17 protein-coding genes are annotated in these 19,468 nt (G+C 58.4%); 8 read left to right on the top strand and 9 right to left on the bottom strand.

Annotated elements, in window-relative coordinates; genetic code table 11:
* Positions 1–112: 112 nt before the first annotated feature.
* Positions 113–562, bottom strand: a complete 450-nt coding sequence (locus HY011_07750) for a GNAT family N-acetyltransferase (GenBank protein MBI3422818.1) — start codon at positions 560–562, stop codon at positions 113–115.
* Entirely contained in the window at positions 559–1,026 is a 468-nt protein-coding gene (locus HY011_07745) for a VOC family protein (GenBank protein ID MBI3422817.1), read from the bottom strand. The genes HY011_07750 and HY011_07745 overlap by 4 nt, the downstream gene beginning before the upstream one ends.
* A gap of 207 nt (positions 1,027–1,233) precedes the next feature.
* Between HY011_07745 and HY011_07740 the strand changes: the two genes are divergently transcribed.
* The 8 genes from HY011_07740 (at position 1,234) to HY011_07705 (ending at position 10,020) form a co-directional block, all read left to right on the top strand.
* On the top strand, positions 1,234–1,620 hold the full coding sequence (locus HY011_07740; protein ID MBI3422816.1) for a metalloregulator ArsR/SmtB family transcription factor: 387 nt from the start codon (positions 1,234–1,236) through the stop codon (positions 1,618–1,620).
* A 455-nt stretch (positions 1,621–2,075) separates the two neighbouring features.
* Entirely contained in the window at positions 2,076–5,582 is a 3,507-nt protein-coding gene (locus tag HY011_07735) for a hypothetical protein (GenBank protein ID MBI3422815.1), read from the top strand.
* A 267-nt stretch (positions 5,583–5,849) separates the two neighbouring features.
* Positions 5,850–6,308 carry a nucleotidyltransferase domain-containing protein gene (locus HY011_07730; protein ID MBI3422814.1) on the top strand — a complete coding sequence of 153 codons (459 nt, stop codon included), beginning with the start codon at positions 5,850–5,852 and terminating at the stop codon, positions 6,306–6,308.
* Positions 6,289–6,675 carry a HEPN domain-containing protein gene (locus tag HY011_07725; GenBank protein ID MBI3422813.1) on the top strand — a complete coding sequence of 129 codons (387 nt, stop codon included), beginning with the start codon at positions 6,289–6,291 and terminating at the stop codon, positions 6,673–6,675. The genes HY011_07730 and HY011_07725 overlap by 20 nt, the downstream gene beginning before the upstream one ends.
* A 121-nt stretch (positions 6,676–6,796) precedes the next feature.
* Positions 6,797–8,170, top strand: a complete 1,374-nt coding sequence (locus HY011_07720; GenBank protein MBI3422812.1) for a nicotinate phosphoribosyltransferase — start codon at positions 6,797–6,799, stop codon at positions 8,168–8,170.
* 8 nt (positions 8,171–8,178) lie between these two features.
* Positions 8,179–8,721, top strand: a complete 543-nt coding sequence (locus HY011_07715) for a macro domain-containing protein (protein MBI3422811.1) — start codon at positions 8,179–8,181, stop codon at positions 8,719–8,721.
* Entirely contained in the window at positions 8,718–9,329 is a 612-nt protein-coding gene (locus tag HY011_07710; GenBank protein ID MBI3422810.1) for an isochorismatase family protein, read from the top strand. The genes HY011_07715 and HY011_07710 overlap by 4 nt, the downstream gene beginning before the upstream one ends.
* A 40-nt stretch (positions 9,330–9,369) precedes the next feature.
* A complete protein-coding gene (locus tag HY011_07705) occupies positions 9,370–10,020 on the top strand; it encodes an NUDIX hydrolase (GenBank protein MBI3422809.1) in 651 nt (216 codons plus the stop codon).
* A 123-nt stretch (positions 10,021–10,143) separates the two neighbouring features.
* Here HY011_07705 and uppP read toward each other — a convergent pair whose 3' ends face one another.
* The 7 genes from uppP to HY011_07670 form a co-directional block, all read right to left on the bottom strand.
* Positions 10,144–10,998, bottom strand: a complete 855-nt coding sequence (gene uppP / locus HY011_07700) for an undecaprenyl-diphosphatase UppP (GenBank protein MBI3422808.1) — start codon at positions 10,996–10,998, stop codon at positions 10,144–10,146.
* Positions 10,999–11,143: 145 nt separating this feature from the next.
* On the bottom strand, positions 11,144–11,770 hold the full coding sequence (locus tag HY011_07695; GenBank protein MBI3422807.1) for a hypothetical protein: 627 nt from the start codon (positions 11,768–11,770) through the stop codon (positions 11,144–11,146).
* A 203-nt stretch (positions 11,771–11,973) separates the two neighbouring features.
* A complete protein-coding gene (gene glyS / locus HY011_07690) occupies positions 11,974–13,689 on the bottom strand; it encodes a glycine--tRNA ligase (protein ID MBI3422806.1) in 1,716 nt (571 codons plus the stop codon).
* A gap of 237 nt (positions 13,690–13,926) precedes the next feature.
* Positions 13,927–15,078 (bottom strand): galactose mutarotase, encoded by a 1,152-nt coding sequence (locus HY011_07685; protein MBI3422805.1) that lies wholly within the window; start codon positions 15,076–15,078, stop codon positions 13,927–13,929.
* A gap of 272 nt (positions 15,079–15,350) precedes the next feature.
* The gene (locus tag HY011_07680; protein ID MBI3422804.1) at positions 15,351–18,566 is read right to left on the bottom strand and encodes a tetratricopeptide repeat protein; all 3,216 of its coding nucleotides are present in this window, start codon (positions 18,564–18,566) and stop codon (positions 15,351–15,353) included.
* Between the two features lie 95 nt (positions 18,567–18,661).
* The gene (locus HY011_07675) at positions 18,662–19,030 is read right to left on the bottom strand and encodes a XisI protein (GenBank protein ID MBI3422803.1); all 369 of its coding nucleotides are present in this window, start codon (positions 19,028–19,030) and stop codon (positions 18,662–18,664) included.
* The gene (locus HY011_07670) at positions 19,018–19,434 is read right to left on the bottom strand and encodes a XisH family protein (GenBank protein MBI3422802.1); all 417 of its coding nucleotides are present in this window, start codon (positions 19,432–19,434) and stop codon (positions 19,018–19,020) included. The genes HY011_07675 and HY011_07670 overlap by 13 nt, the downstream gene beginning before the upstream one ends.
* Between the last annotated feature and the right edge of the window lie 34 nt (positions 19,435–19,468).

Here is a 19,468-nt window from a genome sequence, read left to right as displayed (position 1 = left end):
ACTGCGACAAGCTGGCAGCTTGTCGCACATCCAAGCGACATGGTTACAAGCTGTCCACCCCGTGCGCAGGAACCAAGTTGCTACCCGCCCCCTGTACTGCATTGATTGTTGCTCAAACCAGCGGCAACATCAGGCAGATGGCCGACGCACAACGCGGCAGCGTCCATTCCACCGAAGCGCCGAGCGTCTGGTCATAGCGGGCACGTTCAACCGGCGCAAACCCGAAATGCTTTTGGAAAAATGAAGCGGCAGTGTTGGTTAATAGAACGACTTCGCGCATGCCATAAGCCCGCGCCGCTGAGAGCAATTCCAACGTGAGTTCGCGGCCCAATCCCGTCCCCTGGTGCGCCGGGTTGACCGCCAATGAACGCAAGAGCGTTACGTCGCCGTAACGCTCTTGACCCACGCAGCCCACCAACTCACCCGCGTCAGCGCTGGCTACCAGGAAATCGCCGAAATGCTCTTGCACTCCATTCACCGGCAAGCTGACCGCGTGAAGCAGCGCTGCCACTTCGGCGTAATCCGAGTCGTGGGCTGACCGAATGGTTACAACACCGCTCATTGCACCGCTCCTTGCGCAAGCCCGCTCAATTGCACCGGCTGCGCCAGCGGCGCGCAACACGCCGTGGCCTGAGTGTTCGTCGCGGTTTCGGGCAATTGATCTTTCAGCACGACGAAAACTTCCCAGCGATACCCGTTCGGATCGGTCGCCCAGACCTTGTCCTGAATCGCATAGCAACAATTCGTTTGCATTTCATCTTCGGTCAACAAGCCAGCGGCTTTCCAACGCAGCTTAGTCGCCAACACATCATCCGTGCTGCCCACTTGGATGCCAAGATGATTGAGGCCGCCTGCCTCTTTGACGGGCCGCTCGTTCAGCGTCAGGTTTACGCCCGGCTCGTCCAAATCAAACTTGGCGTAACCCGTGCGCACCTTGACCGGTTCAGCGCCCCAAAAAGCTTTATAAAAAGCCAGTGATTCCGCCAGATTGTTGACGTTCAAGGCCACATGCAGTTTCGGTTTCATAAGCTTCCCTCCAAATTCGGTTTCAAAAGTCGTCCTTGGTTATGCTAGGCTACATTCGCCTTGCCGTATGCAGGTGCAAGATACTGTCAGTGAGTATATTCGTCAAGCCGAATTTACTTTCGGCGCGATTTTTTTTCAAAGAGGTAGTGCATGCCGGAAACTGCAAAGAAAGCGCTTGACGCCAAAACCCGCCAATGGCCGCAACAAATGGCCGCCTTATTGAAAGCCTGCGCCGATCAGACGCGCTTGCGGCTGTTGCATCTGCTGGCCCGCGAAGGCGAGGTTTGCGTCTGTCATTTGGTGGATGTGCTCGGCGCCAATCAGCCCAAGGTTTCGCGCCATCTCGCTTATCTGAAACGCGCTGGTCTGATCAACGACCGCAAAGACGGCCTCTGGGTGCATTACCGCTTGACTGACGCGCTGTCAGAACACGCGCGGCGCGTTTTGGATTGCCTGAACACCTGTTGCAGTGAAGCGGAAGAGATGCAGCGCGATCTCACCAAATTGCGCAAGGTTTGCGCTGCCCAACCCATCGTAAAATTGACCAGCCGCGCGGCACGTGACAAAGGGCCAGGCACGGCCGCTGCCGCATAAACTAAGTGAAGCCCGTGCGTACTGTGGAAAGCGCGGGCCGCCTGGGTACGCATCGCTTCCAGCGTGCAGACTGGGCAGATTACGGTGTCGGCCAGCGGCTCCGACTTGACGACTGCACGCTGGAAGCGGTGCGTACCCAGGCGGCCCTGCCTCTTCAACTGCTTGCAGGCTTGAGTTTTAATTACGCGCAGGCTCAGCTTCACTGGACTACAGGCAAAGCCCCGAACGCGAGGCGAATGAATCCCCGATGCGCCTAAAATCGGATTGACTGTTGCTGAACGCCAAGGTATTTTCCCGCTCGCCCCAAGCACCTCGGTTCCAGCTTGTATCGGAATCGCCATTCACGCCGACGCCAACAGGAGGTTTTCAGCAATGCCACAATATCCCATCCATACTTTCGCGCTTTCGCGCTTTCGCGCTTTCGCGCTTTCGCGCTTTCGTTTATCTGCCTGTCGTTGCTTGCCGCGTTTAGTTTCGGCAGCCGCTTGCACGGCTTGACTGCGCCGTTGCAAACCTCGCCGCCCCTCAGTTCGATCTCTGCCGCCAGTTTTGAAACCGCACTCACACCTGAAGGCATCGCCGCCGGTTTCGGCACGAACCTCGCGCCCGGCAACGCCACGGCCACGACAACACCATTGCCAACTACGCTGGGCGGCGTCGCGGTCACCGTCAACGGCGTCAACGCGGGCTTGTTCTTTGTTTCGGCGGGGCAGGTCAACTACCTGATTCCACCCGGCACCACTGCGGGCGAAGCGATCATCAACGTGTTGCGCAACGGCACGCTCACGCACTCTGGCAAGCTGACTATCACCAACGCGGCTCCTGCCATTTTCACGGCCAATGCCAACGGCGCGGGCGTCCCCGCCGCCATCGCCTTGCGCGTTGCGGCCAACAACGCGCAAACCACCGAGACCATCGCGCAACTCATCAACAATCGCTGGACGACCAAAGCGATCAATCTGGGCCCGACCGGCGAGCGTGTGTTCTTGATGTTGTTTCTTTGCGGCATTCGCAACCTGCCCAACAGCGATGGCAACAGTGGCAATGGCGTCGCCGAAAACGTGCGCGTGCTGATTGGCGGGATCGAAACCACGCCCAGCTTTGCCGCCAAACAAGGCAGCCTGGCGGGCGTAGACCAAATCAACGTCGAAGTGCCGCGCGCCTTGCTTGGACGCGGGCGAGTGAAGCTCACGGTCTTGGGCGGCGGCTTCGCCTCCAACGAAACCGAAATCGAAATCGCGGGTACGACGGGTGCGAATCCGCCCACTGTCACCAGCTTTACGCCCGCGCTGGCGACGGCAGGCGAAACGCTCACGATCAATGGCACCGGTTTTTCGGCTAACAATCTGGTGCTCATCAACGGCCTCGAAACCACGGCGATTGAATCCGCCACGGCCATGCAATTGGTCGTGCGCGTGCCTTATGGCGCGGAAACGGGGCGTATTGCCGTGCGTTCGACACAAGGCGAAGGCGCGAGCACCAACAACGTCGCTTTGCGCACGACCATCAGCGGCCTAGTCACCGACACCAATGGCAACCCGCTGCCCGGCGTCGAAGTCAGCTACGGCGCAATCAAAACCGCGACGCGCAATGACGGCACCTATTTGCTGCGTGATGTGAGCGCCGGTTTCGGCGTGCTCAAACTTGATCCGTCAAAACTGCCGCTGACACCGGCGATTCAGCCTTACAGCAAACTCGCCACAGCCACCGCCAATCGCGACAACCTGCAAGCCACCGCAGCGCTGCAACCCATCACTGGCGTGGCCGCTTCGATACAAACGCAAACCGGCGGCACGGCTGAAGGCGTGGTTGAAAACGTAGCGACAGCGCAACGTGTGCTCGCACCGACGGGCAGCATCAGCACCAACGGCCTCACGTTCAGCTTCCCCGACAACATCACGGGTGTGTTCCCGCCCGGCGTGATGGCGGGCCGCCTTTACTTGACGCTGGTTTCCAACAGCCGCACGCCCGCGCCGTTTCCTGCCGGTGTGTTCAGTTCGGCCATCGCGCAACTTTCGCCCTTTGGGGTCAAGCTCACGCCCGGCGCTAAACTGATTTTTCCGAATCCCGACGGCCTGCCCGCCAATGCACAGGCACGGCTTTACAAACTCGATCAAACTACGGGCAGCGCAACGCTCGGCCAATTCGTTGACGTAGGCGCGGCCACCGTATCCGCTGATGGCACGCGCATCGAAACGGGCGCGAATGCGATCACCGAAACCAGCATTTACTTTGCCGCATTACCGCGCGCGCTGACCACCGTCACGGGCCGTGTCGTGGATAGCGACAACGTAACGCCGGTGCGCCGCGCGTTGGTCAGAGTCAGCGGACAAGAAACGTTCACTGACGGCAATGGCAGCTTCACGCTGCGCAATGTGGCCGTCAACGGCAACAACCAAATCAGTCTCGAAGCCAGCTTCACGCGCCCCACGGGCCGCACCGACCGCGTGACGCGCAACAACATCGCCGCTGTGGTGAATGGACTGACGCGCGTGACGCCCGATCTGGTGCTGCCTTCGCCCACGACGCAGCCCAACCTGCCACCGACGCTGATTGCGCCGCCGTTGCTGACCGTCACCGAAGGCCAGACGCGCAACATCCCGCTGCTGGTCAGCGATCCCGACCCGAATCAAACGGTGACGGTGACGGTGAGCGGCGCGACCTTTGCCACGATTGTGTCGTTGCAGAACGTCTTCAACTTGCGCCTGGCACCGGGCGCGAATACGGCGGGCGCGTATACGCTGACGTTGCGCGCGACCGACAGCCAGAATGCCGTCACGACGCAAACCGTCGCCGTGACGGTCAATCGCAACCGTCCACCAGTGCTGACCGTGCCGCCCGCGCAAACAGCGACGGTGGGGCAGCAACTCGCATTCAATGTTTTTGCGGTTGACCCAGATGTGGAGCAGCCGTTGACGCTGACGGCGACAGGCTTGCCGAGCGGCGCGGCGTTTAGCCAGACGAGCGCAACGACGGGGCGCTTTACGTGGACGCCGAGTGCGAATCAAGTGGGGAGTGTGACAGTGAGTTTTGGGGTGAGTGATAACGGGGTGCCGGTGGGGAGTGATACGAAGACGGTGGCAATTACGATCAACGGTGGAATAGCGGCGCAATGGATGACGACTGGCCCCACTGGGGATGCGAGGACTATTAGTTCTTTGCTTGTCAGTGGCGGAGCTTTGTACGCTGGGACTGTGGGGGGTGGCGTCTTTCGTTCAACAAATGGGGGTAACAATTGGACACCAGTCAACAACGGCTTGGGCGATCAGTTTATTTTCTCTCTGGCTGTGAGTGGCACGACCTTGTTTGCTGGGACAAATAGCAATGGCGTCTATCGCACAACCGACAATGGTGTGAATTGGACACAGATCAACAATGGCCTGAGCAATCAGATTGTTCTCTCACTGGCCGTGAGCGGCACGACCTTGTTTGCCGGGACAAATAGCAGCGGTGTCTACCGTACAACCGACAATGGCGCGAATTGGACACAGATCAACAACGGCCTGGACAATCAGTTTGTTTATGCCTTAGCAGTAAGCGGTACGACCCTGCTTGCTGGAACTTTTGGCGGTGTCTACCGCACGACCGACAACGGCACAAATTGGACACCGGTCAACAATGGCCTGAGCAATCGGCGTGTTCGTTCCATGGCCGTGAGTGGCACAAATATATTTGTTGGGACAGATGGCAATGGCGTCTACCGCACAACTGACAACGGGGCGGATTGGACACAAATCAACAACGGCATAGGCAATCAGATTGTTCTCTCCCTGACTGTGAATTTCACGACCTTGTTTGCCGGAACAACTGGCGGCGTCTATCGCACGACTGACAACGGCGCGAATTGGGCAGGATTCAATGAAGGATTGACCAATCTGGTCGTCTTCACGCTTGCTGTCAGCGGCAACAATTTGTTTGCAGGCACAAATGGCAATGGTGTTTTTGTGAGGCCGTTGCCGTGAGGCGATGCAAACACGCTGGCGTGACTGCGGGCAACCGCTCAAGCCACTCGCCGCGCCGCATCCCGCTGGCCCGCGCGGGGTTGGGCATAGTGTTCCAACTCGGCTACGCTCCACACGTGGCCGTCGGTTTTGTCCACGCTGACGTGAATGGGATGAGGGCTGACAGGCTCATGGTGGCAGCAGGCCGGGATTTGTTTTGCAAAGACGATGGCTTAGACTACGGTGCATTCAACCGCCTGGATTTTTTGGTTGCTAACAGAGGTAGCAATGAAACCAACAGTTCAAACAACGTTACCACGCTTACCAGTCAAACCGCGCCAGCCTTTCACCGAAGCGGAATTGCCGCCTGCCGCCCGGGAATTGCGGCGGCAATTGCGCGAATGGGAAGCCAGCTTCCAGACGCGCGCGCGGCGCAACGCCTACATCCGCCGCATCTGCCAACAGATTGCCGCAGCCTATCAACCGGCGCGAATCATCTTGTTCGGCTCGCACGCTTACGGCCAGCCCACGCCGGACTCGGATGTGGATTTGCTGATTGTGCTAAAAGACGGGCCGTTGCCGTTGCCGTCGCCGTACCAGATACGCCAAACACTGAAACTTTATGCCCCGGTGGATTTGCACATCCGCACGGCGGGAGAGGTCGAGCAACGCGTGCGCGAAGGGGATATGTTCATCCGCGAGGTCGTCGAACGCGGCAAAGTTTTCTATGAAACCCAGCACGCTTGAATGGATTGAAAAGGCTGAAGACGATTGGGAGGCCGCGCGGCGGGTTTACCGCGCGCGCACGCGGCCGCTCTACGACGTGGCCTGTTTTCATTGCCAGCAGTGCGTGGAAAAGTATTTGAAGGCGCGGTTGAATGAAGACAGCATCAGCTTCAGCAAGACGCACGATCTGGTCAAACTGTTGGGTCTGATTCTGCCGGTTGAACCAGCCTGGGCGGCCTTGCAACCACAGGTGCTCTATCTCGCCGATTTCGCCGTGCGCTACCGTTACCCCGGCGTCTCCGCCACAAAAGCCAAAGCCAAAGACGCCCTCAGAGATTGCCGCAAATTACGGCGGGCGGTGCGAACCGCATGGGGATTGCCCACCTAAACGGAGGATCGTGACAGCAAAGTTTCCCTAGTGCACACGTATTGGCGGCTGAAATTTGTATTTGACAGCCGTTACCTTTGCCAGCTAGGCTTAGTGTGCTTCCTACACTAAGACAAGCAGTATGCACATTGATTCAGCAATCCAACCAAAAGAACCGCGCTACTCAGGGCTGGCGACCGATCTCTATCAATTGACGATGGCGGCGGCCTATCACGCGCACGGGCGCAGCGAACGGGCGAGCTTTGAGCTTTTCGCGCGCCGTTTGCCGCCGGAGCGTTCTTATCTGGTCGTGGCGGGGTTGGCGCAGGCGTTGGAATACTTGCGCGCTTTGAGTTTTTCGGCGGAAGAGATTGCGTATTTGCAAAGCCTGCCCGTCTTTGCGCACGTCGCGCCGAGCTTTTGGGCTTACCTGCGCGGCTTTCGTTTCAGCGGCGACGTTTGGGCGATGCCAGAGGGCACGGTGGCCTTTGCCAACGAGCCGCTCTTGCGCGTGACCGCGCCCTTGATCGAAGCGCAGTTGGCCGAAACCTTCCTGCTGGCGACGCTCAATTTTCAAACGCTGATTGCGACCAAGGCCGCGCGTATGGTCGAAGCGGCACAGGGGCGCGGCATCATCGAATTTGGCGCGCGGCGTTGTCACAGTTTTGGCGCGGCGATTTATGCGGCACGCGCGGCTTTTATCGGCGGTTGCGTCGGCACGTCGAATGTCGAAGCCGGGCAGCTGTTCGACTTGCCGGTCTATGGCACCTCGGCGCATTCGTTCGTGATGTCGTTCGAGCGCGAGTCGGACGCCTTCCGCGCCTATCACGAAGTTTTTCCTGACAGCACGACGTTATTGCTTGATACTTACGACACCGTGCACGCGGCGCGCTTGGCGACTGAATTTGGCACACGGTTGCGCGGCGTGCGGTTGGATAGCGGCGATTTGGCGGCGCAGTGCAAACAGGTGCGCGCAATTTTAGATGCCGCCGGGATGCAACAAACAAAGATTATGGCGAGCGGCGATTTGGATGAGTTCAAGATTGTGGCCTTGCTGGCGGCGGGCGCGCCGTTCGATTCATTCGGCGTCGGCACTGAGCTTTCGACTTCGCGCGATGCGCCCGCGCTGGGCGGGGTTTATAAACTGGTCGAACTCGAAAAGAACGGCCGGCACGAACCCAAAATGAAACTCAGCCAGGAGAAGGCGACCTATCCCTATTGCAAACAGGTCTGGCGCACACTGGCGCGTGACGGCAGTTTCCTGGGCGATGTGATTGCGGCTAATGACGAAGCGCCGGTTTCAGATTGGCCGTTGTTAAAGCCGGTCATGCGTGCTGGCCAGTTGCTCGTACCGCTGCCGGAACTGGCTGAAACACAGCGGTATGCTCAACAACAACTCGCCGCCTTGCCCGCACGGTTCAAAGTATTGAGCGAACCGGCGCAATATCAGGTACGATATAGCCCAGCACTCGAACAGCGACGGCTAAACTTGCTCAAAACACTTGAGCGGAAATGAAGACACTTATGCAAATTGAAATACGACAGGGCGACATTACTGAACAACCGGATGTGGAGGCCATCGTCAACGCGGCGAATACCTGGCTCTCGCTCGGTTCCGGCGTGGCAGGCGAGATTCGGCGCAAAGGCGGTCACATCATTGACCGCGAAGGAAAGTCGCAAGCGCCTATCAAGCTTGGTGAAGCGGCGGTGACGACGGCGGGCGCCATGCCCTACAAATGCGTGATTCACGCGGCGGCGATGGGCTATACCAAAGAAGACGCCAAGGTGCCCAAGAAACCCGGCACGGGCACGAGCGCCGCCATCATCCGCGACGCGACGCTGAATAGTTTGCGCCGCGCCGAAGAGCGCAAGCTGAAATCGCTCGCCTTTCCGGCCTTGGGCACCGGCGTGGCGGGTTTCCCGATGGACGAATGCGCGGAGGTCATGCTCGGCGCCGTGCGCGAATACGTGGCCGCCCACGCGAACAGTTCAGTTGAATTGGTCGTCTTCGTGTTATTCACCGAAGACGATTTTGACACCTTTAGCCGGGTCAATGAACGGCCATGATCTTTTTTGACATAGACACGCAGCACGATTTTATTGACGCCGCTGGCGCGCTGGCCGTGCCGGATGCCGAGGTCATCAAACCGCAACTCGAACGGTTATTGCGCGCGGCGGGTGCACACCATCTCACGACGATCTCTTCGCGTTGCGCCCACGCGCCGGGCGATGCAGAGTTTGCGATTTTTCCGCCGCACTGTTTGGAAGGGACGCCAGGTGCCGAACGCGTTTATGCCGCCCTGCCGCAACTGCCGCGTACTGAGATTGCGGTTGACGCCTGGCCCGACAGTTCAGCCGCGCTCGCCGCGAGTCGCCATTACGTAGTGAAGAAAAACGTCTTTGACCTTTTTGCGAATGCCTGGCTCAACGCATTGCGCGCGCGGGGCGTCTTTGCCAAGCAGGATTGCGTGGTGTTCGGCGTGGCGACCGATTATTGCGTGCGGGCGGCGGCCTTGGGGCTGGCGCAAGCGGGCGCGCGCGTTTGGCTGGTTGAGGACGCAGTGCGCGGCGTGGCGTCCGAGACGACAGCGCAGACGATGGCTGAAATGCGCGCCGCCGGGGTTGGCATGACGACTACAGATGAAGTCTTGCAACGGCTCGCTGCTGCAATTTGAAGTCTCAGCAGGATTCAAAGCGAGGAGCAACACAGACAGCATGGCTTATACCTATGAATATCCGCGTCCAGCGGTTACGGTTGATCTGGTGATTTTCACAATCGCTGACAACGATCTGAAGGTGCTGTTGATTCGCCGCGCGCAAGACCCTTTCAAAGGCAAATGGGCGCTGCCGGGTGGTTTTGTCGAGATGAATGAGGCGCTCGAAAAGGCTGCCGCGCGCGAGTTGGAAGAAGAAGTCGGCGTCAGTGATGTGTATCTGGAACAGCTTTACACCTTTGGCGAGCCTCAACGCGACCCGCGCGGACGCACGATCAGCGTGGCATATTTTGCGTTGGTGGACGCTACGCGGCAGACGATTCGCGCCGCCGATGATGCCGCCGAGGCACGCTGGCAATCGGTTTTCAAACCGCCGCGTTTGGCCTTCGATCATCGCCAGATTTTGGCTTATGCCGTCTGGCGCTTGCGCAACAAAATCGAATGGACGACGGTGGGCTATGAACTGTTGCCCAAGAAATTTACGCTGTCTGAGTTACAGCGCGTTTACGAAATCATCCTGCAAAAGCCCGTGGACAAGCGCAATTTCCGCAAACGCATCCTCGCCCAAGGCCAAATTCGGGAACTGAACGAAACTCGCAACGACGGCGCGCATCGGCCAGCGCGGTTGTATTCATTCAAAGCCAAGTCCTAATTGAGCTATAAGAAGATTGGCCACAGCGGCACAGAGGCACGGAGAATTTGCGCGAAACGCCTCTTTGAAAATCTCTCGCTGCGGCTCTTGCTCTGTGTCTCCGTGCCGCTGCGGCAAAACAGCTTAGGGACGAATGACGCCTTGATAAACCATCACGAGAATGGCAATCCCCACGATCAGCCGATAGCCGATGAAAATGCCCATCGTGCGTTGCCGCAAATAGCTCAGAAAAAACGCGATGCTCAGATAACCCACGATGGCGGCGGCGATGGTGCCGTTGATCAAGTTCAGCATGCCGATGTCGCCCAGGTAATGCACCGCTTCCTTCAATTCCAACAAGCCGCTCGCCGCAATCGCCGGGATTGAAAGCAGGAACGAGAAACGCGCCGCCGTGTCGCGTTTGATTCCAGCGAACAGCGCACTGGCGATGGTCGTGCCCGAACGCGAAGAGCCAGGGATGAGCGCAAAGATTTGTCCGAAGCCGACGATCAAGGCTTCTTTCACGCCCAGATCGGTCATGGCTTTGCGCCCGCTGCCCAGGCGTTCGGCCAATCCCAACAGCACAGCCCAGACGATCATGCTGATGCTGATGACGAATAAGTTTTTGGTCAGGCTGCCTTCGACAATCTTTTTCGCCAACAAGCCGATGGTGCCAATCGGCAGCGATCCCAGGATGATCAGCCAGCCCAGCCGGAAGCCCTCGCCCGCCGGTTGGTTGCGCTTGCCGCTCAGCCACGCCAAATTGCCCGCTACGAAATCGCGCGTGATGTTGAAGATGTCGGGCAGAAAATACAGCACGACGGCCAGCAGCGTGCCGAGTTGCAGCACGGCGTTGAAGGCGGTGATCGCCTGTGGTGTCAGCGTCTGATCCAGCTTCATCGCGCGTTCGGCGAGGATCATGTGGGCGCTGCTGCTGACGGGAATGAATTCGGTCAATCCCTGGACGATACCGATAATGAGGGCTTGGATAAGATTCATGTTGGTTATATGGGAGCGTCAACGGGCAGTCTGTAAGAAGGAACTTGCCACAGAGTCACCGAGACACAGAGGAAGACAAAGAACATCTCCAATCGACAAAAAAGCTCTGTGACTCCGTGTCTCTGTGGCAATTTTTCGCGAAGTTTTAACGGGTTTTCGGACGGCGCAGAATCACGACGAGTTCGGCCCCGGCAAAGGCGGTTTTGGCGACGGTCATACCGACAACTTCGTAGCCTTCCTTGCCGGACTCGACCATCTCTTTTTGCATCGTGCCGGTGCGTTTGGTCGCGAGCAACAGGAAATCATAGGTGATGCCGCCCGCCTCTTTGTCGCGTTCCATGATGACGACGACTTCCTGCCCACCGAAAGTGCTGTTAAAAACGGTTTGGCCGACATAGGTGAAACCGCCGTTGCCCGCTTCGCCCATCTCTTTTTGCATCGTCGAAGTCTTGTTTGTCGCCAGTAACTTGTATTGGTAACGGCCATTGGCGGGTGCGTCTTCCAGCTTTTTCGACATCACGACGACGGCCTCGTTGCCGCCGAAACTGGTCTCGCCGCCCATCACACTGGCAAAGCGAAAGCCTGCGGCGGCAGTTTCGTTCATCTCTTTTTCCATCGTGGAAGTTTTGTTCGTCGCCAATACGCGGAACTCAAAACCAGGTATTGCGGACTTGCCGGTAGCCGGCTGGTTTTTTAATTCTGGTCGTTGCGCCAGCGCGGGCAAGGCAAGTAATGACAAGCAAAACAAACAAACGTACAACTTGATTCGCATACAGATTCTCCGTCAATTGGGGATACTGGGTTGGTCGAATGGAAATGTGCAGTGACAGTCAAAAAAGTGAGCATGACAGCGCCACTCAGCACGCGCCCTCGCGTGCTGAGTGGCGCCAGACGAACTCGAACCAGAGGCTTTACGCGCAGGCCAAATCCATCTCACGCGACTAGGCACGGGGGGCGCGTGCGTTCCCAGGTGGCTCAACGCAGCTTGCTTAGCAAATAGCTTTCGAGTTGCGCAATCGCCACGCGCTCCTGCTGCATCGAATCGCGTTCGCGCACGGTCACAGTACCTTTGCTGTCGGCGCTATTGGCGTCTTTGCCTTCGCCCAGCGTGTCGAAATCCACCGTGATGCAAAACGGCGTGCCGATCTCGTCCTGGCGGCGATAGAGCTTGCCGATGCCCGCCGAATCGTCATATACGGCGCGCATAGTTGGTTGCAGATTGCGTTTGATCTGCTTGGCGATTTCGACGATGCGTGGCTCGTTCTTTTTGAGCGGGAAGATGGCGACTTTGATTGGCGCAAGCGTGGGATGCAGCTTGAGTACCACGCGCGTGAATTCGTCGCAAAGCTTGGCCGCGATGGGCCGGGCTTTTTTCAGCAATTCAACGCGGTCAGCGCCGGGCAGATTGCAAGCGTCTTCTACATCGAGCAGCGTTTGCGGCAAGCCCACTTCGGCTTGCCCAAGCGCCGTGAGGATGGTCGTGAGTTGCTCCGCCGTGGGATTGGCAGACTCGCCTTTTTGCGTGAGCTTGTCCGCTTCAGCGATCTTTTTCGCAATGTTTTTGACCGCTGCGGCAAGCGCCTCGCGCAACGGCTTCAAGGCTTCTTCACTTGGATGGCTCACCAACTCTTCGTTATACGCCTCGCACAAAAACGCCAGCGTCGCCCGCGTCGCGCCCGCCGAAGGTTCGATCACATACGGCACATACTTCGCGCCCCTCTTGCCCGTGGCCGGATCAACAAACTGATCGTCGAAATAATCCAGCTTCGTGGTCGTGTGCGCGTTGGCTTCCAGCTTCAACCGCTGCAAGTCCGCTTCAGGAATGTCGCGGCTGTGGGCTGACAAATCGTAATCCTGCCGGTTGGCGATACCCTCTAGTTCGCTGTAACCGAGCGAACCGGGGAAGCGGTATTCGATGTCCACCGTCGCTTTGGCGTAATGCGCCAATTCCTCTTTGGCCTGTTCGCGTTTGATCAGCTTTTCGGGATCGAGGCCGAGGTTGACGTACCAGTTGAAGCGCTGCTCGACCCATTCGGCGTGCAATTCCACATCGTTCTTCTCATCCGGCTGCAAAAACTGCGGCGGCTTGCAGAAGTATTCGATCTCCATCTGCTCGAACTCGCGTGTGCGGAAGGTGAAGTTGCCGGGCGTGATCTCGTTGCGAAAGGCCTTGCCGATTTGGGCAATGCCAAACGGCAGTTTGCGTCGCATCGCCTGTTGCACGTTGGCGAAGTTGACGAAGATGCCCTGCGCGGTTTCGGGGCGTAGGTAAGCGATGTTCTCGTCGCTCTCGACCGGGCCGACGGTCGTTTTGAACATCAGATTGAAGTTGCGCGGCTCCGTCAAATTGGTCGAACCGCAGCTTGGACACTTGCCGTCTTTGAGGTGATCGGCGCGGCTGCGCTTGCCGCATTCGCGGCAGTCAACCAGCGGGTCAGAGAAGGTCGCCTCGTGGCCGGAATACTTCCAGACCAGCCGGTTCATCAGGATGGCGGCGTCGAGGCCCTCCATGTCTTCGCGGTCATAAACGACGGCGCGCCACCACGCGCGCATCACGTTGTTTTTGAGTTCAATGCCCAGCGGCCCGTAATCCCAGGTCGAACCGATGCCGCCGTAAATTTCCGAATTGGCAAAAATGAAACCGCGCCGTTTGCACAGGCTGACGATCTTTTCCATGCTCGATGCTGCCATCGTTGTTACTTTACCTCTCTGTTGGATGAAAAAAACGAAGGCGGATATTAGCAGAGGGCCGCTGGACGGTCTACCAATGACTTGGCGGGATAGACGAAGATGGCAGGTAGGCTTGCGTACTGTGTGAACAGTACGGGGAGCGTGAGCGACCTGAGCCGTCGCAAGCTAAAGTGCTGACAGAAACCAGTACGCCTCATGCCAAGACTCAGGTCGCGCACACTCCCCGTACTGTTTTCGCTACTTCTCCGAAAACTTGAAGACCGTCGTCGCCTGATATTTCGCGCCCTTTTTGAGCACCGTCGAAGGGAACTCAGGATGGTGCGGCGAATCGGGGAAATGCTGCATCTCTAAACAGAAACCCGCGTGCTTCACATAGGCTTGGCCGCCTTTGCCAATGAGACTGCCGTTGAATCCATTGCTCGTGTAAAAGACTACGCCCGGCTCGGTCGTATAGACTTCCATCAGGCGACCTGACGCGGGGTCGCTTACTTTCGCCGCCAGCCCCAGCACACCCGGTTTGTGATTCAGCACGTAGTTGTGATCGTAGCCGCGTGCCAACTTGATCTGCTCATACGAATCATTGATGCGCGCCCCAATCGCCGTCATTTGCCGGAAGTCGAGCGGCGTGCCGTTGACCGCGCGCACTTCGCCGGTCGGAATCAGCTTGTCATCCCCAACCGTGAAGCGGTCGGCAGCGATTATGATTTCGTGGCGCAACACATCGCCCGCGCCAGCCAGATTGAAATAGGAATGATTGGTCAGGTTGAGCACCGTGTCCTTATCCGTCGTCGCGCCGTAATCCAGCCGCAAGGCATTGTCATTGGTCAGCGTGTAGGTCACCGTGACCGCCAGATTGCCGGGGTAGCCTTCCTCGCCATCTTTGCTCAAGTAACTCAGCTCCAACGCGACGCCATCTTTGCGGGTGATCGGTTTCGCCTGCCACACCTGTTTGTCGAAGCCTTTCGGCCCGCCGTGGATGTGGTTTTCGCCGCTGTTGCGCGCCAGTTGGTATTCCGTGCCGTTCAGCATGAATTTGGCTTTGGCGATGCGTCCGGCATAGCGGCCCACCAGCGCGCCGAACATCGGGTTGCGTTTCACATACGCCGCCAGCGTGCCATAACCCAACACCACGTCGGCGAATTGCCCGCTGCGATCCGCCGTTTTGAGCGAGACGAGGATGCCGCCGTAATTGGTGATGCGCGCTTCCATGCCGTTGCGGTTGGTCAGCGTGAACAGTTCAACGGGCGTGCCGTCGGGGAGTTGGCCGAAAGCTTCTTGCTTGATCGCGGCTTTGCTTTTGGGTTTGTTCTGAAAGCCTGCGCCGAGCGCCAGTACAGCGCCTAGCGCGAGCACGATTATCAATCTTTTGTTATTTGCTGAATCTCTCATTGTCTTCCACGGTTATCGTCCGCCAAGTTTCTCTAAATCTAAATCAGGACATTCGAGCTTGGAACACTCAAGTACAACTGAGCGCAGCAAGTGCAAGCGTTCAGAGTTCCGCCTTTAGGCGGTGGCGCGCCGCAGCCGCCTAAAGGCGGAACTCTGAACGCTTGGGCGCCACAGCGTACTTTTCAACCGGTGTTCCAAGCTCGGTTGCTTCGCTTTAAGGCTGCGCTCGTCTCGGCCACCGTCACGTATCGAAGAGCAGCAGGTTCCCAAGCTCAATCCAGCTTCCGCCATTCGCCCGATTGAATGAAGCTGGCCCAGTAATACGGATGGCTGTAATCACGCGCTGTCCGCTGAGCATTGGCGGCTCTGTTGGATGCCAGCATGCGCAATTGCACCTGCCGCAACGCCGCACTGCGCTCTTCTCCCCGCAGCAAGCGGCGGTAATAATCAATCATCAAATCGCGCGTCCCCTTGTCCGAGACCGGCCACAGGCTCATCACCTGCGTTTCGCTGCCGGCCAGCACCAGCGCGCGCCGCAAGCCGTAAACGCCCTCGCCATTTTTGACCTCGCCCACGCCCGTGTCGCAGGCCGAGAGCACGACCAGTTTGGTGCCCCACAGATCGAGGCCGGCGGCTTCCTGCGCCGTGAGGATGCCGTCATCGCCCGCGCCACTCGTTGGCCGATTCGCGCCCGCCAGCGCCAAGCCCGACCGCAGCAACGGATTCTCGATCTGCCCGACCGCCATTGGTTCTTCCAGACCGACCATCTTCAATCCGCGCTCTTCCGCCACAGCAGGTTTCTGATTTTCGAGGAAGAAGCCGTGCGTGGCGATGTGCAGAATGCGCAGGCCGCTGACCTGTTTGAGCGCGGCTTCGGTCGCTTGCCCCTGGGTCAGCACGGTCGCGTCCGTCAGCATGGCCTTGAGCGCGCGCGCCTCGCCCGCCGTTCCTTGCAGAGGCGGGAAGTAATAGCCCGCCAGCACCGCGCCTTCGCCCGTCGCCGCCTTGGTGCCGGGGTGGTAGACCAAGCCGCGTTGCCGCGCCGCGCCCGCGTTGGCCTCTTCGCCGAAATCGGGATTGGCGACGACCATTGCCGTTTGCTTGCCGGGTTGTTTGACCTGCAAGCGCAACAGATCGCGCCCGCTGGTCAGGTAGCTGAAGTCGTACCGCTGCACCAGGTAACGATTGTGTTCATCCACCAGCGCAGCAAAGGGGATCAGATTGAGCGCGCCGTCCGGCGAGATGAAGACGTGCCGCGTCTGGCCGAGCAGTGCGCGTACCGGTCGCATTACTTTTTCATCCACCGCGCGCGCCAGTTGTTTCACATCCAACCGATTCTTATCGCGCAAGGCTTGCCGTAATCTTTCGACCGCAGCATCAATCGGCTTGGCCTCGCCTAGCTCCACCCAGCGTGGCTGACCTTGTGCGGCGAGCGCATAGGTGACGTAATGCAGTGGGCCATTCTTTTTGGTCTTGGCATCGTAGGCGCGATAGGTGGCGAACTCGATCAGCGCCGCCTCAGCGGGAAGCGCTGCTTGAATCGCTTCAATCGTCACCGGTTGCGCTTGCGCACGGAGTTCAGCGCTGCGTGAATTGAGATTGGCTTCCAGGTTGTCAGCTTCATCCGCCAATTGCTTGAGTTGCGCTTTGAATTGGACAGGATCGCTTTGTTGCCGCCCTTTGAGGGTCAAAACCGCCAACTGTGAGCGCGTAGCAACGAGCTTGTCGAGCAAGGCTTGGTCTTCGGGTTTTGCACGGCGGCGCAGGGTCGCAATGGCATCGCTTGCCGCCTCCAACCCGCGGCCTTTGCGGCGCAGGAGCGTGGTAAGGGCCAGCTTCAAGGCTTGCGAATCAGTGGGTGCGGATTTGTGCAGCGACAAGATAAGGTTGGTTTCCCGCTCACAGAGCGCCAAAAAGAGGAGCTTTTGGCGCTCTGAGCCAATGACGAGAGTTTGATTGAGACTGAACTCGCTGCTCTCAGCCGCACGTGCAGCAATGGTTATTGCTTGTTGGATGTCACCATTAGCGCGGCAAAGCCAAGCGAGATTTCTGAGCAGGGTGGCGACATCAGGATGATTGGGGCCGCGCGCCTTCTCCAGGATCATCAGCGCGCGTTGATAGAGCGGCCCGGCCTTCGCATAATCGCCTTTATCTTTGTAAAGCACTGCGAGGTTGTTAAGCACGGTAGCCACATCCGGATGGTTAGGGCCGCGTGCAGTCCCAAGGATCGCTAGCGCGCGTTGATAGAGTGGCTCAGCCTTCGCATAATCGCCTTTATCCGTGTAAAGCAAAGCGAGATTGTCAAACGATTGTGCAGTGTAGGGATGCTCAGGGCCGAGTGTTTTCTCTTTGATCGCCATCGAGCGTTGGTAAAGCGGTTCGGCTTTGGCGTAATCGCGGCCGCTTTCGTAGACCAAGGCGAGGTTGTTGAGCACAGTGGCGGTGTCAGGATGCTCAGGGCCGAGCGTCTTCTCACGGATCGCCAGCGCGCGTTGGTAGAGCGGCTCGGCTTTCGCATAGTCGCCTTTGCTTCGGTAAAGTTCGGCGAGGTTGTTGAGTGCGGTGGAGGTGTAGGGATGTTCCGGGCCGAGCGTTTTTTCATAGATTGCCAGCGCGCGTTGATAGTACGGCTCGGCTTGCGCGTAGTTGCCTTTGTCGTGGCAGTAGAGCAAGGCAAGGTTGTTGAGCACAGTGGCGGTGGCGGGATGCTCGGGGCCGAGCGTCTTTTCACGGATCGCTAATGCGCGTTGATAGAGCGGCTCGGCTTTCGCATAGTCGCCTTTGTCGTCGTAGAGTTCGGCGAGGTTTTTGAGCGAGGTGGCGGTGGTGGGATGCTCCGCGCCGAGTGCTTTCTCACAGACCGCCAGCGCGCGTTCAGCCAAAGGCAAAGCTTTGTCGTATTGACCTGCATTACGAAGTGTACTCGCTTCAGCATCCAGTTGCGTTACTTCCAACAAGGCGAGTGATTTTGCAACCTGAGCGCGGTCACTTGCGGTTGCCGGATGCGCTTCGTTGAGTTTTGCTTCGTAACGCCCAGTCTTCGCGGTCTTCTCCAACGAACGAACCTCAAGCCGATAGGTCCCGCCGACCTCCGCAACCCACAGTACTGGTTCAGTTCCTTGTGATCCGTTTGGGCTGTCTACCTCAAGCAATTGCTTGCCATCCGGCCCGCTCAGCGTCACGACCACATCAATCCCGCGCTGCTCCACCACTACGTTCAGATACTGCCCAGCGCTCAGCGTGATCTGATAAGCATGCTGCTGCCCGCCCGCCAACTCGCGTTCGACCGGCTCGCCCAGCTTCAACGTGCGCTCCTCAGCCTGACTTGGTGCGGTTGGCGATGTGCCCACGCCAGTTTGCGCCTGCACCAGCGACGACGGCAGCAGCCAGAGCGGCAACCAAAACAGCAGACACAACGCGCGCAGTGGTCGAGCAAAGATCCGGGGAAAGGACAAGGCAAGCGCGGAGAGGGTCGTTGAGGGATTCATCTTAAGCCTCCTGGTTGGTGAATGGTTCAACCCATCTACAACGGTTGATAGCAATAAAGGCGCAATGGCAGGGCAGACACGGCAAGCAAGTGGCTTCAAGCGCCAAGCGCCGCCGCCGTGCGGGCAGGCGTGAATTCGACGTACTGCCGCAGTTCCGGCAGGTGGAAAGCCAACACAATGTCGTCTTGTGGCACACCGGCCGCGAGCAATTCCGTGGCGATGCCGTCTTCGGTCAGGTCGTGTTCGATCCAAATCTGGCCGTCCTTGAGTCTGACGTGCAGCAGCGTCCACTCGATACGCTGATGCCCTTGCCAGCCCAATTTCAGCAACAGGTAATGGCCGCGTTCCTCATCCATAATCAACAGCTTTTCGACGCCTGTGGCGGGGAAGCTGGCGGCGGCGGGGCGGGCGTGGGCTTCCATAATTTGCCGGATGAGGCGGCGGTATTCCGTTACTCTTTCCATAACACAATCTCCTCGGTTTGCAGGTTGACGACAAAGAGGCGCAGCGGGAAGCGGCGGATAAAATCCTGGGTGATTTTCAGCGTAAACAAGCTCTCCCAAACTGGCTGGCTGATGGCGAGAAATAATCGTCGTTCCGGGGCCGCCGTTTCGAGGCACATCAAGTACATCTGATATTGGCCGATGGCGGCTTGCAGTTCGTGCAGCGGTGAAGGGCTGAGAAAGCTTTTGATTTCGACGATGATGCGTTCCTCAGCGCGTTCGGCGGCCAGCATGCGCTCAGCGGCTAGGTCTGCGCGCAACCGCGCTTCCTCGTACTCGATTTCAAACGGGTCAGCCGTGATCGTCCAGCCGTCCTTGGTGAGCGCCTGTCTGACCGCGTCGTGGATTTTGTCACGTCGTGACATAGCCGGAGTATAAGCCTGACAGAAAAACACGGCA

It is taken from the genome of Acidobacteriota bacterium, assembly GCA_016196035.1.
Classification (GTDB): Bacteria; Acidobacteriota; Blastocatellia; order RBC074; family RBC074; genus JACPYM01.
Note: the sequence above shows the minus strand (reverse complement) of the source record. Positions and strands in the feature narration are given on the sequence as shown.

What these genes read in the sequence shown, in the direction of transcription:
- HY011_07750 (MBI3422818.1), bottom strand. Translation starts at nt 562, where the DNA reads ATGAGCGGTGTTGTAACCATTCGGTCAGCCCACGACTCGGATTACGCC.
- HY011_07745 (MBI3422817.1), bottom strand. Translation starts at nt 1,026, where the DNA reads ATGAAACCGAAACTGCATGTGGCCTTGAACGTCAACAATCTGGCGGAA.
- HY011_07740 (MBI3422816.1), top strand. Translation starts at nt 1,234, where the DNA reads ATGGCCGCCTTATTGAAAGCCTGCGCCGATCAGACGCGCTTGCGGCTG.
- HY011_07730 (MBI3422814.1), top strand. Translation starts at nt 5,850, where the DNA reads ATGAAACCAACAGTTCAAACAACGTTACCACGCTTACCAGTCAAACCG.
- HY011_07725 (MBI3422813.1), top strand. Translation starts at nt 6,289, where the DNA reads ATGAAACCCAGCACGCTTGAATGGATTGAAAAGGCTGAAGACGATTGG.
- HY011_07720 (MBI3422812.1), top strand. Translation starts at nt 6,797, where the DNA reads ATGCACATTGATTCAGCAATCCAACCAAAAGAACCGCGCTACTCAGGG.
- HY011_07715 (MBI3422811.1), top strand. Translation starts at nt 8,179, where the DNA reads ATGCAAATTGAAATACGACAGGGCGACATTACTGAACAACCGGATGTG.
- HY011_07710 (MBI3422810.1), top strand. Translation starts at nt 8,718, where the DNA reads ATGATCTTTTTTGACATAGACACGCAGCACGATTTTATTGACGCCGCT.
- HY011_07705 (MBI3422809.1), top strand. Translation starts at nt 9,370, where the DNA reads ATGGCTTATACCTATGAATATCCGCGTCCAGCGGTTACGGTTGATCTG.
- uppP (MBI3422808.1), bottom strand. Translation starts at nt 10,998, where the DNA reads ATGAATCTTATCCAAGCCCTCATTATCGGTATCGTCCAGGGATTGACC.
- HY011_07695 (MBI3422807.1), bottom strand. Translation starts at nt 11,770, where the DNA reads ATGCGAATCAAGTTGTACGTTTGTTTGTTTTGCTTGTCATTACTTGCC.
- glyS (MBI3422806.1), bottom strand. Translation starts at nt 13,689, where the DNA reads ATGGCAGCATCGAGCATGGAAAAGATCGTCAGCCTGTGCAAACGGCGC.
- HY011_07685 (MBI3422805.1), bottom strand. Translation starts at nt 15,078, where the DNA reads ATGAGAGATTCAGCAAATAACAAAAGATTGATAATCGTGCTCGCGCTA.
- HY011_07680 (MBI3422804.1), bottom strand. Translation starts at nt 18,566, where the DNA reads ATGAATCCCTCAACGACCCTCTCCGCGCTTGCCTTGTCCTTTCCCCGG.
- HY011_07675 (MBI3422803.1), bottom strand. Translation starts at nt 19,030, where the DNA reads ATGGAAAGAGTAACGGAATACCGCCGCCTCATCCGGCAAATTATGGAA.
- HY011_07670 (MBI3422802.1), bottom strand. Translation starts at nt 19,434, where the DNA reads ATGTCACGACGTGACAAAATCCACGACGCGGTCAGACAGGCGCTCACC.